The organism is Microbacterium sp. 22215 (assembly GCF_052045655.1).
GTDB classification, from domain to species: Bacteria; Actinomycetota; Actinomycetes; order Actinomycetales; family Microbacteriaceae; genus Microbacterium; species Microbacterium phyllosphaerae.
Map to the genome: position 1 here is coordinate 13,431 of NZ_JBQEPC010000004.1, position 13,337 is coordinate 26,767.

A 13,337-nucleotide genomic window follows, 5' to 3' on the forward strand; every position below is an offset into this window, starting at 1 on the left:
GCGCTGTAGTCCGCCGAGCGGACACCGCCAATCGCCCGCCTCGAGGAAGAAGCACGATGAAAGTTCCCGCACGCATTGTCGCTCTGGCAACATTCACGATCGGCGCCATGGCACTCGCCGGCTGCACCGGAGGCGGCACCGGGTCCGGTGCCGCAGGTCCGATCGACACATCCGGTGAACTGAGCGGAACCATCCAGTTCCAGACCTGGTCGCTGAAGAACGAGAAGTTCACGCCCTACTTCGAGGACATCATCGACGCGTTCGAGAAGGAGAACCCCGAGGTCACGGTCGAGTGGCTCGACCAGCCCGGAGACGGCTATCAGGAGAAGATCCTCAGCCAGGCGAACGCCGACACCCTCCCCGACGTCCTCAACCTGCCGCCGGACATCGCCTACCCGCTCGTCGCCGCCGGCAAGCTCGTCGACCTCGAGACGGCCGACCCCGATCTGAAGTCGGCCTACAACGCCGGTGCGTGGGATGCGTACAGCCAGTATCCCGGCACCGAAGGCACCTACGGTCTGCCGTGGTATCTCTCCAGCGACGCCTCCTGGTGGAACCTGGCACAGCTCGCCCCCTTCGGCGTCACCGAGGACAACCTCCCCACGACGGTCGATGAGCTGCTCACGCTCGCCGAGGACGTCGCCACCGAGTCCGGCGGCAAGGTGCAGCTGCTGTCCTCGATCCCCGCACTCGACACCTTCACGTCCGCGGGCATGGAGGTCATCAACGACGACGGGGAGTTCGACTTCAACACCCCCGAAGCTGCCGCGATCATCGAGAAGTACGCCGACGCGTACGCGGCCGGAGCCATGCCCGCCGAGGCCCTGACCGGCGACTACGGCGGAAACGCCGAGGCGTACATCCAGGAGAAGGTCGCCTTCACGACCGGTGGCACCGGCTTCACGACCGACCTCGCCAAGGACGCACCCGCACTGCTCGAGAGCACGGTCGCCACGCAGCGACTCGGCATCCCGCCGCTCTACGTGCAGGGGCTGAACGTGTCGGCGGACTCCGACAACAAGGAGGCAGCCCTCGCCTTCGCCGAGTTCGTCACGAACGAGGAGAACCAGGTCGCGTTCTCGTCGCTCGCGGTCGGCACGGCGCCCGGCACCTCCGCCGGCGGCGACGCCGTGGTCGAGAACATCTCGTCGTCGATCACCGATGAGAAGCAGCTCGCTGCGATCGACACCGTCTTCACCGCGATGGAGGACGCCAAGGCGATCCCGTTCCAGTGGACGTCCGACATGGCGACGTATATGACCCAGCAGATCGCACTCGCCGTCAACGGCGAGGCCGACGCCCAGGACCAGCTCGACAAGATCGTCGAGTACGCCAACGCGAACCGCGTGGACCAGTAGGCCATGAGCGCGGACATCAGCATCCGGAATCGACGCGGGAGCCGACCGGGACGGAAGGCCATCACCTCGCATCGATGGTTCACGCCGTGGCTCCTCCTCGGCCCCGCCGTCATCTGGGTGCTGGTGTTCGCGCTCTGGCCGTTCCTCAACACCGTCTTCCTGAGCTTCACCGATGCTCGCCCCCTGCGGACTCCCGCGTTCGTCGGCGGGGCGAACTACGAGCGGATGTTCGGCGACGAGATGTTCTGGAACGCCCTCACGACCTGCATCATCTACGTGCTGGTCTGCGTGCCGCTCCTCACGATCCTCCCGCTGCTGCTGGCACTGCTCGTGCAGAAGAAGCTCCCCGGCATCGCGTTCTTCCGCACCACCTTCTACTTCCCCGTCATCGCGTCCGTCGTCGTGGTCGCCCTCATCTGGACCTGGCTCTTCGACAGCCGCGGCATCATCAATCAGACCCTCGAGTTCCTCGGGATCGTCGACAAGCCGATGGCCTTCCTCGTCGATCGCTGGCTGCTGCTCGGCTGCGCGATCCTGCTGACGGTGTGGAAGGGTCTCGGCTACTACATGGTCGTCTACCTCGCCGCTCTCGGTAACGTCGGCAAGGAGCTGCATGAGGCCGCGATGCTCGACGGAGCAGGATCCTTCCGTCGCTTCCTCTCGGTGACGATCCCGTCGGTGCGCGGGGCGATGCTCCTGATCGCAGTGCTCATCGCCGTCTCGGCGATGAGGGTGTTCGCCGAGCTCGACGTGCTCTCCAAGAGCACCGGGGGTCCGGGCGGCTACGACATGTCGCTCGTGATGCTGATCCGCCAGGTCGGCTCCGGCCTCAACGGGAACATCGGCTACGCCTCGGCGATCAGCGTCGCCCTGTTCCTCCTCACCCTCGTACCGCTGGCCGCGATCGCGTTCATGAACCGCGAGAAGAAGGCGAAGGTCTCCGCATGAGCATCCTCACTCCGCCCCGAGCAGACGACGACGTGCGACCCGACGAGCAGTCCGCTCCGGCCCCGCGCGAACGCATCTTCCGCCGCCGCGGCTCAGGCGACTTCAGCAAGCCGACGCTCGGGGGCCTGATCGGGCGGTACGCGCTCCTGCTCCTCGTGCTCGTGCTCGTGATCGGTCCGTTCCTCTGGCAGCTCTCGACGTCGTTCAAGGGTCCGCAGGAGAACATCTACTCCTTCCCCCCGAACCTCATCCCGCGCGAGCCGACGCTGCAGAACTACGCCACCGTCGCCGACATCGTGCCGGTTTACCTCTACGCCTGGCATTCGCTGCTCGTGTCGGTGGGCACGGTCGTCAGCAACGTGGTGCTCGCGACGTTCGCCGGCTACGCGCTCGGATGCATGCGCTTCCGTGGCAAGTGGATCGTGATGGCCATCCTGCTCTCGACCCTCCTCTTCCCCGGCGAGGTCACCGTGACGAGCAACTTCCTCACGATCCGCGCACTCGGACTCGCCGACACCCTGTGGGGCGTGTTCCTCCCCGGCGCCATCGGGGCCATGAACGTGCTGCTCGTCGCCACCGCCTGCCGCATGATCCCGAAGGACGTGCTCGACGCCGCGACCGTCGACGGAGCCACGACCTGGCAGCGCATCCGTCACATCGTGTGGCCCAACATCCGAGGCATGGTCTCGGTGGTCGCCATCTTCGCCTTCATCGGGGCGTGGGACGACTACCTCTGGCCGCTCATCGTGCTCTCGGATCCGTCGAAATACACGTTGACCGTCGGCATGGCCTACCTGAACAGCAGCTTCTCGGTCGATCCGCGTCTGATCGCCGCGGGTACCATGATCGCCCTCGTCCCGATCGTCATCATGTTCTCGTTCACGCAGCGGTTCTTCTTCAAGGGCGTGCAGGAGGGCGCGATCAAGGGGTGAGCACCGCACATCTCACACCGGCTGACGGGCCGGCCGATCCGCCGTCCTCTCGCCCTCGAGCGGGTGTGCTCGCGGGTCCCGTCTTCGCCTTCTCGTTCGATCCCTCGGCGGGCGCGCAGCGTATCGACATGCCGGGACTCGCCGACATCGACATCACCCCGCAGACCGTGCTGCACTGGGCCTTCTACGCCGACGGCGTCGAGGCGACCCTGGCCCCGCACGCCGCACTGGCGGTGACGATCGACGTGCGGGTGTCGGACGGGTCGAGGCTGAGCGGGATCGTCGCGGTGCGCGACCGCTACGACTTCAGCCTCGGCGCGGACGCCCAGTTCGCAGCGCGCTGGAGCATGCCCGAGCAGTGGAACGCCGACACGGTCTCGCTGGCTCCGTTGGCTCCGGCGCCGGACACACACGCCACGGGCACCGTCGAGGTCGTCCTCGGCACCGAGTCCCTCACGCATGAGGCCGATCTCCCCTCGTGCGTCACGGGATTCGTGCAGTGCATCGTCGAACGGCAGGATGCCACAGAGCCTTCCGCCGCCGACCTCGCACCCGTCGAGCGGGTCGACACCCGCCGCGGCAGCCACTCCGGCTCCCGGTTCTCCCGCGGCAACACGATCCCGGCAGTCGCGGTTCCGCACGGCTTCACGTTCGTCACGCCGTCGACCGATGCCTCCGACACCCGCTGGCCGTATCGCCCCAGCATCCACGACGATCCACCGGGTCGCCGTCTGGAGGCGCTGCAGTTCTCTCATCAGCCGAGCCCCTGGATCGGCGACCGCTCGGTCCTGCAGCTCATGCCGTTCGACGGACGACCGACGTCTGTGCGTTCCGAGCGCCGACGCTGGATCACCCCCGGTTCTGAGCGCGCACGCCCCCACGAGTACGCGGTCGATCTCGGCGGCGGTCTGCGCGCAGCGATGACGGCGACCTCGCACACCGCCGCGTTCCGGGTGCACGGCGACGACCCCGATGCCGTGGTCGGGTTCGTGATCGACCAGCCGACCGACGAGGGACGGCTGGAGTGGACGGATGACGGTGGCTTCGAGGGATGGACACCCGAGGGTCCCGCGGATTGGGGCAATGCTCCCCGCTGCTACTTCGTCGGCGTGGTCCTGCGCGGCGAGAGCGCCGATGAGTCGGGTCCGCGCGGTGCGCTCGACGACGACGGCCGGGCCCGCGTCGCGGGCTATGTCGCCGGAGACGGATCGCTCGAGGTGCGCGTGGCGGTGTCGTTCCTGTCGCTGGAGCAGGCCCGGCGCAGTCTCATGCTCGAAGCGCCGGCCCACGTGACGTACGACGAACTGCGAGCGGCATCCGCGGCCTCATGGAACCGCGTGCTGGGGCGCGTCAGCATCCCGCACCTCCCTGCGGCGGATGCGCCCTTCCGTCGGCTGGCCGACCGGGATCTCCGTGATCGCATCGCCGCCGCGCTGTACCGGATGCACCTGTATCCGAACACCGCCGCCGAGAATGCGGGGACCGCGGATGCTCCGATGCACCGGTTCGCCGATGTCTTCTCCCCGCGAGCGCCCTTCGGCGAGCGCGCGACCAGCGCGCCGATCGCCGACGGCGAGCTCGTCGTCAACAACGGGTACTGGGACACCTATCGCACGGAGTGGCCCGCTCTCGCGCTGCTCGATCCTGTTCTGACCGGCCGACTGCTCGAGGGGCAGCTCGAGCAGTACCGCCGCGGGGGCTGGATGGCGCGGTGGAGCGCTCCCGGATACGTCGACAGCATGGTCGGCACGTCGAGCGATCAGATCTTCGCCGATGCCGCCCGCTGGGGCGTGGAGTTCGACCGCGCGGAAGCCTTCGAGAGCGGGTGGCGCAACGCGTGCGAGCCCGGCCCCGACGCGCGGCGCGGTCGCAAGGGCATCGGACGCGGCCGCTTCACCGGCTACATCTCGTCGGACGTGCCCGAGGGCATGAGCTGGACCCTCGAGAACGCAGTGAGCGATGCCGCGTTGAGCAGATTCGCCGGACAGCTCGCCGCCGCCGCCGCGGACTCGGACTCCGACTCGGACTCCGACTCCGACTCCGACTCCGACTCCGTACAGGATGCCGCCCGCTACCGCTCGTTCGCACGGTACTTCGCCAACCGGGCGCTCGCGTACCGCACGCTCTTCGACGCGGACTCGGGGTTCCTGCGGGGCAGAGATGCCGCGGGCGCGTTCGCCTCGGACTTCGACCCACGCGAGTGGGGTGGCGACAACGTCGAGACCAACGCCTGGGGCATGTCGGTGGGAGCGGTGCACGACGGAGTGGGGCTCGCGATGCTGCACGGCGGTCCTGAAGCCTTCGGACGGCATCTCGATGCCCTCTTCGCCGAGCCCGAGACCGCGGACGAGCGGTTCGGCGGGTCGTATGGGACCGTCATCCACGAACAGCGCGAGGCCAGGTCACTGCGTTCGGGCATGTGCGCGATCTCGAATCAGCCCGCCCATCACATCCCCTTCATGTACGCGTTCAGCGACCGCCCGTGGCGCGCAGCGGGGATCGTGCACGAGTTGGCCGGCCGTCTGTTCGCGGGCGCTCACATCGGGCAGGGCTTCCCCGGCGATGAGGACAACGGAGAGATGAGCGCCTGGTGGCTGTGGGCGGCCCTCGGCCTCTACCCGCTGGAGCTCGCATCGGGCGTGCTGCGGATCGGGTCACCGCTCATCGACGACATCCGTGTCGATCGTGGTGACGGATCGTCGCTGCGGATCCGCTCCCGTCGCAGCGATCCGTCGGCCCACGTGCTGCAGAGCGCCCGCCTCGACGGCGTCGAGCTCGCACGGGCCGAGCTGCATCTCGATGCGCTCGTCGGAGACGTGCACCTCGAGCTGGTCTTCGGCACCGACCCGTCGGATGCTCTCGAGACCGCCGAGTCCTCGGGAGATGCCGAGGCCTGGCGCCGCGATCTGACCGCCGAGCGCGGAGCCGCCATCGCATCATCGTCGACGGTCGATGCGGGGTGCCTCTTCGACGACGGTGACCCGAGCGGGTCGTGCGGAGCGGTGTTGGCCTCCGGCGACTGGGCAGGATGGCGATTCGACGCACCTCGCGCCGTCAGCGACCTCACCGTGACGATGGTCGCTGCGACCTCGTCGTCGTCGCTGCGCTGGGAGGTCATCGACGAGCGGGGCGACTGGACCGCGGCGCCGACCACGCACGACACCGACCTCGCGGCCGACCGCACCACGCCGTTCACGCTGCGGTCACGCGTCGTGACCCCGGCTGTCCGCGTGCGGGCGGAGGCCGGGGTCACGATCCGTCAGGTCGAGCTCTTCGACCTCGGGTGATCGCCGCGCGCTCGGGTGCTCACTTCGACAGGACGAAGGAGACCTCGGTGGTGTTGCCTGCGACGTCGACGACCTGCAGCGTGTTCGCACCCCGGACCGCGCCGAAGGCGCCGGGCTTCACGAAGTTCAGATCGCTCCACGTGTCATCCGTGAGATCCTTCACGACCCCGTTGACGGAGACCCTGTCGATCTTGCCTTCGTCGAACAGCGTGAAGCTCACGCGCTGATACGCCCCGTCGGCCCTGACCTTGGTGAACCGCGAGCCCTCCTTGATCGTCACGGTCGGCGACGTGGTGTCGCGGGGCGCCGCCCGATACTCCGTCCCCTCGCCCTTCAGCGCCTGCGTGATCCCCGAGAGGTATGCCGACTGGTCGGTCGCGGTGAGGTTGTAGGCCACGTAGACGCCGTAGCCATCGGCTGCCGTGCGAGTCGCGAACTCGGCCGCCGTCGCAGCACTCGTCGCCGAGAGATCGATCGCGGCCGCGCCGAGCAGGCTCCGGTCTTCGAGGCCCGGCACGGTGGGGGCGTCGTAGGTGGGGTAATACGGGTTCCACGCGTAGTCGAGCACGTCAGCCGCGTCGAACAGCGTGAAGTCGGTCGTCGTGTACGTCGGTCCGATCGCGTACAGGCTGATGATCTTGTCGGGGCCGAGTCGGTCGCGCAGCGCCGTCGCGAGCCATCCGAACGACTGCGGGTTGGGCTGCGGTGTGCCGTTCGCGCCGTACTCGGTCCACTCGTCGTCGAAGTCGATGCCGTCCAGGCCGTAGGTCGTCACGGCGTCGGCGAGCTGGGCGGCGAACGCATCCGCCTGCGCGAACGACGCGAAGTTCGCGAAGCCCGCGCCCTGATGGTTGCCGAGCACGGAGAGCAGCACCTTGGTGCCCTTCGCCTGGACCGGACGGATCTGCGTCTCGGCGTTCTCGAGCGTCTCGGTGACGCGCTCGTTGAAGTGCAGGTACGCCTTCTCACCGTCATAGTTGATGTTCGCCGCGAAGATCATCGCCATGTCGATGGCGGTGTCTCCGGAGTCCGCGAGGGTGTAATCGGCGACGTTGGCTAAATCGTTCGAGTTCACCTCCACGTAGACGGCGAGCTGAGGGTCCACGGGTGCCGCATCTTCGGCGGCTGCGCCCGAGGCCCCGGCGAGAAGACCGGTAGCGGCGGTGGCGAGCACTCCGAGACCGGCGATCATCCTCCGGAATCGGTGACTCCTGACGTTCTGACTCATGACGGTTCTTCTCCTTCGGCATCGTTGTCGAATCCGGTCGCACCCTCGCGACCTGCCGCCGACTATAGCGCTTAAGTGATCAGAGGTGAAGGGCATGGAGAAGGGGACGGATGCAGCAGCATCCGTCCCCTTCTCCGACTCGGGCGCGCCCGCTCAGATCGTCGCGTCTCCGACGACGTTGACCTTGATGCCCATGCCCGCGAACATCGCCGCCTTCGCGATGAGCGCCCTGTCGGCGGTCTCTGCGTCCGGCGCGTAGACGAGCTGCGCGTGGTTCGCCTTGTGGCGGGCCATGAACTGGTCGCGTGAGATGCCGTGCAGCACGACGTGCGCGATCGGCCATTCGGGGTTCGTCGCATCCTTGCGGCGCTGGGTCTCCTCCGCCGGAAGCTCGACGACGGATGCCCGGAAGATGTCTGCCTGCAGGATTCCGTCTGCGATGAACACGCGCGACAGCACGATCTCGCCCGGCTTCGAGACGCCGTTGATCGTGGCGCCGCCCGCCGGGAAGAAGACGTGCCCCTGACGCCAGCCCTCGGCGTTCTGCCAGCCGCCGAGGTGCGAGGCGGGCACCGAGCCCGAGATCTCGTAGACCCAGACGAACTGCCCGTCGAAGTCCTCACCCCAGCGCACGTCGTGCAGCGTGTTGTCGGGGACGAGCCCCATCGCGCGCCACACACGATCGGTGACGAGCGCGTCGACCGCGACGCCCTCGTCGGCCTCGTTGAAGTGGGGGAAGGCGCGGCCCTCGTGCAGCACGCGCGAGCCGTCGCGCGAGGTCACCGGCGGACGCTCGGTCGAGTTCAGGATGCCTTCGGCGAGGTCGGATGCCGGCACCAGGTCCTTCAGACCCTGCTGGTACTGGATGCCGACCGCGTCGAGTCCGAAGTCGTCGGCGATCCGGAGGGCGGCGATGTACATCTTCAGCTGCCACTGCACCTGCTCACGGGTGAGCTCGGTCTCGGCGTCCTCGCCGTAGCGGAACGTCATGCCGGCGTCGATCAGCCAGTCGTACGCGGCATCCGCCTCAGCATCCGAGACCTCGAGCATCTCGGCGTAGAGCGCCGACTGCGACAGGCGCTCCTTGTAGATGCCCGTCCGGTTCAGCAGCTCGTCGTCGAAGATCGCGTTGTACATCCCCATGCAGCCCTCGTCGAAGACGCCGATGATGGCCTTCTCGGCGAGCAGCTCGGCGGCGAGCGCCTCTCCCAGCGCCTTCTCGGGGCTGTCGGGAAGCTCGGGCAGCGGGCGCACGTGCGAGGCGTCGTGCGTGATCGATCCGGTCTCCGTCCACTCGCGGATCCCGGCCCTGAACCACTCGTCGGTGAAATCCACCGACCAGATCGTGGCGTAGGGCTTGTCCATCTTCGTGAGGCCGGCGTTCAAGCCGAGCAGTCCGACGAGTCCCGGCCAGTCCCCCGCGAAGTTCGCGACGGTGAGGATCGGACCCTCGTGCGTGCGAAGGCCGGCGAGCACGTGGTGCGAGTACTGCCACACGGCCTCGGCGACGATGAGCGGAGCATCCGTGGGGATGTTCTTGAAGACCTCGAGGCCCATGCGCTGGCTCGAGATGAAGCCGTGCCCGGTCGCCGGGTCGACGTCGTTGGCGCGGATGACGGTCCAACCGAGATCCGCGAAGACTCCGGTGACGCCGGCTTCGAGCTCGACCTGCACGGGCCAGCCGCCGGTGTTCGCGGCTTCGCGCAGGTCGCCCGAGGCGATCAGATACGCGGTCTTCGGGGCGGATGCCGGTCGGGATGCCGGTGCCGGCAGGGTGTAGGTCATGACTCGCGTCCTCCTTGATCGCACGTGTTCTGCCACTGTACGCGAAATCGATTTCATGGCACAAGGCGTGAGGACGCTCCCGTCTCAGCGAGAGAGCGCGGCAGACTCCGTCAGACCCTGACGACGCTGGCCGGCTGGATCTCGTTGCGCAGCACCACCGTGCGCGAGGGCTGCTCGTCGCCGCCGATGCGCTCCAGCAGCATGCGCGCCGCCGTGACGCCCATGTGACGGGCGGGCAGCCGAACGACCGTCACTGCTGTGGGCGAGAGGGTGGTGAACGGCAGCGATCCGATCACGGCGACCCCGACCTGCGGTGGGGTCAGCCCGTGTTCCGTCAGCACCTGGATCGCTCCGACGCCGATGAGGTTGTTCCCGGCCACGACGGCATCCGGCGGCTCGGGGAGCGCGAGGAGCTCCTCCATCGCCGTGCGCCCTCCGTCGACGCGGAACGTGGCGAACCGTTCGAGTCCGTCGAGGTCGAGATCCGGATGCGCCGCCCCCAGCGCCGACCGCCATCCGGCGGCTCTCTCGGCGGCCGTGTCGATGTGCTCCGGCCCGCCGATGTAGGCGATGCGACGGTATCCGGCATCGATGAGATCTTTCGCCGCCGAAGTGCCCGCCGCCCGGTTCGCCATGACGACGCCGTCGATGTCGTAGCTCGTGCTGCGGTCGACCGCGACGACGGGACGACCGGTCGCGAGGATGCTGTCGAGGTCGGAATCCTCGTCGGCGGTCGCGATGATGACGCCCGACATGTGCTCGGCCATGGCGATCCGCAGGTAGGTCGCCTCCTTCTCGACCTGGGCGTCCGTATTGCACAGCACCACGGAGTACCCGGCCTCGGAGGCGATGTCCTCGACACCGCGGGCCATCTCGGTGAAGTACGGATTCTCGATGTCCGGGATGACGAGAGCGATCACCTCGGAGCTCTGCCGACGCAGGTTGCGTGCGGTGCGATTGGGCGTGAAGCTCAGCTGCTCGGCCGCGCGGCGCACGGCAGCGACCTTCTCGTCGGAGACGCTGGTCCCGTTGAACACGCGAGAGACGGTGGCCGGCGAGACCTGCGCGAGCCGGGCGACGTCGTAGATCGTGACCATCGGCACACTGTAACCGGTTTCACGATTCGCGGCGAGCACGCACGGCCCCGCACGCCCGCTCAGCTCGCGGCTCAGCCCGCGAGCATCCGATCCCGCACCTGACGACGCAGCACCTTGCCGATGAGCGAGCGCGGAAGGTCATCCATCGCGACGATGCGCTTGGGCACCTTGTAGGGAGTGAGCCTCGTGCGGCAGAAGTCGCGCAGGGCGCCCGCGTCGAGTTCCGCGCCGTCACGGAGCACCACGGCCGCCGCGACCTCTTCGCCGCCACTCGAGCGCGGGAGGCCGACCACGGCGGCAGCGAGCACGTCGGGGTGCGCCTGGAGCGCATCCTCCACCTCGGTGGGAGACACGTTGAACCCGCCCGTGATGATGAGCTCCTTGAGGCGGTCGACGATCGTCACGAAGCCGTCGGCCGACACCTCGGCGATGTCGCCCGTGCGCAGCCACCCGTCAGCGAGCAGCACGTCGGCGGTCTCGCCCGGTCTGCGCCAGTATCCCTGGAACACCTGCGGGCCGCGGACCAGCAGCTCGCCCCGCTCCCCCACGGGAACATCGACGTCCGTGTCCGCGGGATCGACGACGCGGATCTCCGTGCTCGGGAAGGGCACGCCCACTGTTCCGGGGCGCCGACTGCGACCCATCGGGTTGCCGAGTGCGACGGGTGAGCTCTCGGTCATGCCATAGCCCTCGACGAGCAGCCCTCCGGTCGCCTCTTCCCATCGCTGCACCGTCGCGACCGGCAGGCTCATGGCGCCGGAGATCGCGAACCTCACGGTCGAGAGGTCGATCGTTCCGCGGGACGCGGCCCTCGCGAGCTGGTCGTAGATCGGCGGGACAGCGGGGAGGAACGTCGGTGGGCTCGTGCGCGCCGCCTTCGTGACGAGGCCGAGATCGAAGGTCGGGAACAGCACCAGCTTCGCGCCGATGCTGATCGCGAAGGTCAGACAGAGCGTCATGCCGTAGGCGTGGAACAGCGGCAGCACGCCGTAGAAGGTCTCCTCCCCGGCGACCAGACCCGGCACCCACGCCTGCCCCTGCATCGCGTTGGCGCGCAGGTTCGCGTGCGTGAGGATCGCGCCCTTCGGCACGCCCGTCGTCCCGCTCGTGTACTGCAGAAGTGCGGTGTCTGCGAGGGTCGGGCCCTCGACGCGGCGCGAGAGGCGGCGATGATCGATCATCTTCTTCCAGGGCAACGCCCTGCGCGCCTTCGGGGTGCTCGTCAGCTTCGCCCTCGACGCGCGCGCGTTCGGGATGGGCAACCGCAGCAGGAGCCGCTGCGCAGCGGGCATGGCCTCGGTCAGGTCGACGCTCACGATGTGCTCGACCCGCAGGTCGGCGGGGAAGTCCGCGATCGTGTCGACCGTCTTGTCCCAGACGATCGCGACCTTGGCCCCGTGATCCTCGAACTGATGCCGCAGCTCCCTGGCGGTGTAGAGCGGGTTGTGCTCGACGACGATCGCGCCGAGGCGGAGCGCCGCATAGAAGGCCACGACGTGCTGGGGGCAGTTGGGCAGCACCAGCGCCACACGGTCGCCCTTGCTCACACCCAGGCGCCGCAGCCCCTCGGCGGCGCGCAGGATCTGATCGCCGAGGTCACGATACGACGTGACGACGCCGAAGAACTCGAGCGCCGGTCGTCGGCCGAACGTCGTGATGCTCGCCTCGATCATCTCGGGCAACGTCTGCGACGGAGTCTCGATGTCGGCGGGGACACCGTCCGCATAGGAGTCGAGCCACGGGCGGGAGTCGTACGGATTGACGGGCATGATCCCATCATGTCGCGGGCGCCTGTGAGAAGGGGTGACAGAAAGGGCGACAGCGCCGAAGCCCTGCCGCCCCGCCCTCCCCCGGCCCCTACCGGTGCGCGGCCACGACCTGCGCGACCGCGGCGCGCTCGGCATCCGTCGGCTCGGCGATCGCCATGCGGCAGTGCGTGTCGACGACGTCGAGCACCCGGTAGGCCTCCTTCATGCGCGCCATGTCGCCGCCGATGAGCGAGACCACATCGTCGACCGCGGCCTGGGCGGCGGCGATCGCGCCGGCATCCCCCGAGCGTCCTGCGTCGGCCAGCGCGCGGAACGGCTTGGGGGTGACCGACGAGACGCCCGACACGACACCCTGCGCGCCGACCTGCACCGCGGCGATCAGGTCGCGATCGGCGCCCGTGTACAGATCGAAGTCGGCGGGCACCGCGGCGCGGTAGGCGGCGATCTCGTCGAGCGACAGCTCGCTGACCTTCGCACCGACGACGTTCGGCAGCTCGGCGAGGCGCGCGAGCAGCTCGACCGAGACCGGGTTGCCGCTGCGGGCCGGATAGATGTAGACGTAGAGCCGACCGTCGCCGATCGCATCGGACAGGGCCGCGAAGTACTCGAAGATCGAGTCGTCCGTCGCCTTCAGGTAGTAGGGCGTGAGCGCGGCGAATTCGGTCGCGCCCAGGCCCTTCGCGATCTCGACCAGGCGCAGGGCCTCGAACGTGCTGGGCTGGCCGACGTGCACGACGACGCGCATCCGATCCTTCAGCTCCGCGAGCGCCGCCTCGACGATCGCCGCGAACTCGGCGGCGTCGACCGCGGGGAACTCGCCGGTCGTGCCGAGCACGAAGGCGCCTTCGTTCCCGGACTCTGCGACGAACCGGAAGATCGCCCGCGACCCCTCGAGATCGAGTGCGCCGTCGCTGTGGAAGGCGGTGGGCACGG

General features: G+C 68.5%; 9 protein-coding genes. 4 read left to right on the top strand and 5 right to left on the bottom strand.

Annotated elements, in window-relative coordinates; all coding sequences use genetic code 11:
- Positions 1-107: 107 nt before the first annotated feature.
- The 4 genes from ACTJKH_RS07915 to ACTJKH_RS07930 are packed head-to-tail and all read left to right on the top strand — an operon-like array spanning position 108 to position 6,525.
- On the top strand, positions 108-1,358 hold the full coding sequence (locus ACTJKH_RS07915; RefSeq protein ID WP_440736451.1) for an ABC transporter substrate-binding protein: 1,251 nt from the start codon (positions 108-110) through the stop codon (positions 1,356-1,358).
- A gap of 3 nt (positions 1,359-1,361) precedes the next feature.
- Positions 1,362-2,306 (top strand): carbohydrate ABC transporter permease, encoded by a 945-nt coding sequence (locus ACTJKH_RS07920; RefSeq protein WP_440736452.1) that lies wholly within the window; start codon positions 1,362-1,364, stop codon positions 2,304-2,306.
- Complete coding sequence (locus tag ACTJKH_RS07925) at positions 2,303-3,238, top strand: carbohydrate ABC transporter permease (RefSeq protein WP_440736453.1); 936 nt, start codon at positions 2,303-2,305, stop codon at positions 3,236-3,238. Before ACTJKH_RS07920 ends, ACTJKH_RS07925 begins: the two co-directional genes overlap by 4 nt.
- On the top strand, positions 3,235-6,525 hold the full coding sequence (locus tag ACTJKH_RS07930; protein WP_440736454.1) for a glycoside hydrolase domain-containing protein: 3,291 nt from the start codon (positions 3,235-3,237) through the stop codon (positions 6,523-6,525). The genes ACTJKH_RS07925 and ACTJKH_RS07930 overlap by 4 nt, the downstream gene beginning before the upstream one ends.
- A gap of 19 nt (positions 6,526-6,544) precedes the next feature.
- Here ACTJKH_RS07930 and ACTJKH_RS07935 read toward each other — a convergent pair whose 3' ends face one another.
- The 5 genes from ACTJKH_RS07935 to ACTJKH_RS07955 all read right to left on the bottom strand — a co-directional run bounded on the left by ACTJKH_RS07935 (position 6,545) and on the right by ACTJKH_RS07955 (position 13,335).
- Positions 6,545-7,753 carry an endo-beta-N-acetylglucosaminidase H gene (locus ACTJKH_RS07935; protein WP_440736455.1) on the bottom strand — a complete coding sequence of 403 codons (1,209 nt, stop codon included), beginning with the start codon at positions 7,751-7,753 and terminating at the stop codon, positions 6,545-6,547.
- 153 nt (positions 7,754-7,906) lie between these two features.
- On the bottom strand, positions 7,907-9,538 hold the full coding sequence (locus tag ACTJKH_RS07940) for a fucose isomerase (RefSeq protein WP_440736456.1): 1,632 nt from the start codon (positions 9,536-9,538) through the stop codon (positions 7,907-7,909).
- A gap of 110 nt (positions 9,539-9,648) precedes the next feature.
- Positions 9,649-10,635: a LacI family DNA-binding transcriptional regulator gene (locus ACTJKH_RS07945; protein ID WP_440736457.1), complete on the bottom strand. Its 987-nt coding sequence runs from the start codon at positions 10,633-10,635 to the stop codon at positions 9,649-9,651.
- Between the two features lie 71 nt (positions 10,636-10,706).
- Positions 10,707-12,404 carry a long-chain-fatty-acid--CoA ligase gene (locus ACTJKH_RS07950; protein WP_440736458.1) on the bottom strand — a complete coding sequence of 566 codons (1,698 nt, stop codon included), beginning with the start codon at positions 12,402-12,404 and terminating at the stop codon, positions 10,707-10,709.
- 88 nt (positions 12,405-12,492) lie between these two features.
- On the bottom strand, positions 12,493-13,335 hold the full coding sequence (locus tag ACTJKH_RS07955) for a dihydrodipicolinate synthase family protein (protein WP_440736459.1): 843 nt from the start codon (positions 13,333-13,335) through the stop codon (positions 12,493-12,495).
- Between the last annotated feature and the right edge of the window lie 2 nt (positions 13,336-13,337).

What these genes read in the sequence shown, in the direction of transcription:
- ACTJKH_RS07915 (WP_440736451.1), top strand. Translation starts at nt 108, where the DNA reads ATGGCACTCGCCGGCTGCACCGGAGGCGGCACCGGGTCCGGTGCCGCA.
- ACTJKH_RS07920 (WP_440736452.1), top strand. Translation starts at nt 1,362, where the DNA reads ATGAGCGCGGACATCAGCATCCGGAATCGACGCGGGAGCCGACCGGGA.
- ACTJKH_RS07925 (WP_440736453.1), top strand. Translation starts at nt 2,303, where the DNA reads ATGAGCATCCTCACTCCGCCCCGAGCAGACGACGACGTGCGACCCGAC.
- ACTJKH_RS07935 (WP_440736455.1), bottom strand. Translation starts at nt 7,753, where the DNA reads ATGAGTCAGAACGTCAGGAGTCACCGATTCCGGAGGATGATCGCCGGT.
- ACTJKH_RS07940 (WP_440736456.1), bottom strand. Translation starts at nt 9,538, where the DNA reads ATGACCTACACCCTGCCGGCACCGGCATCCCGACCGGCATCCGCCCCG.
- ACTJKH_RS07945 (WP_440736457.1), bottom strand. Translation starts at nt 10,635, where the DNA reads ATGGTCACGATCTACGACGTCGCCCGGCTCGCGCAGGTCTCGCCGGCC.
- ACTJKH_RS07950 (WP_440736458.1), bottom strand. Translation starts at nt 12,404, where the DNA reads ATGCCCGTCAATCCGTACGACTCCCGCCCGTGGCTCGACTCCTATGCG.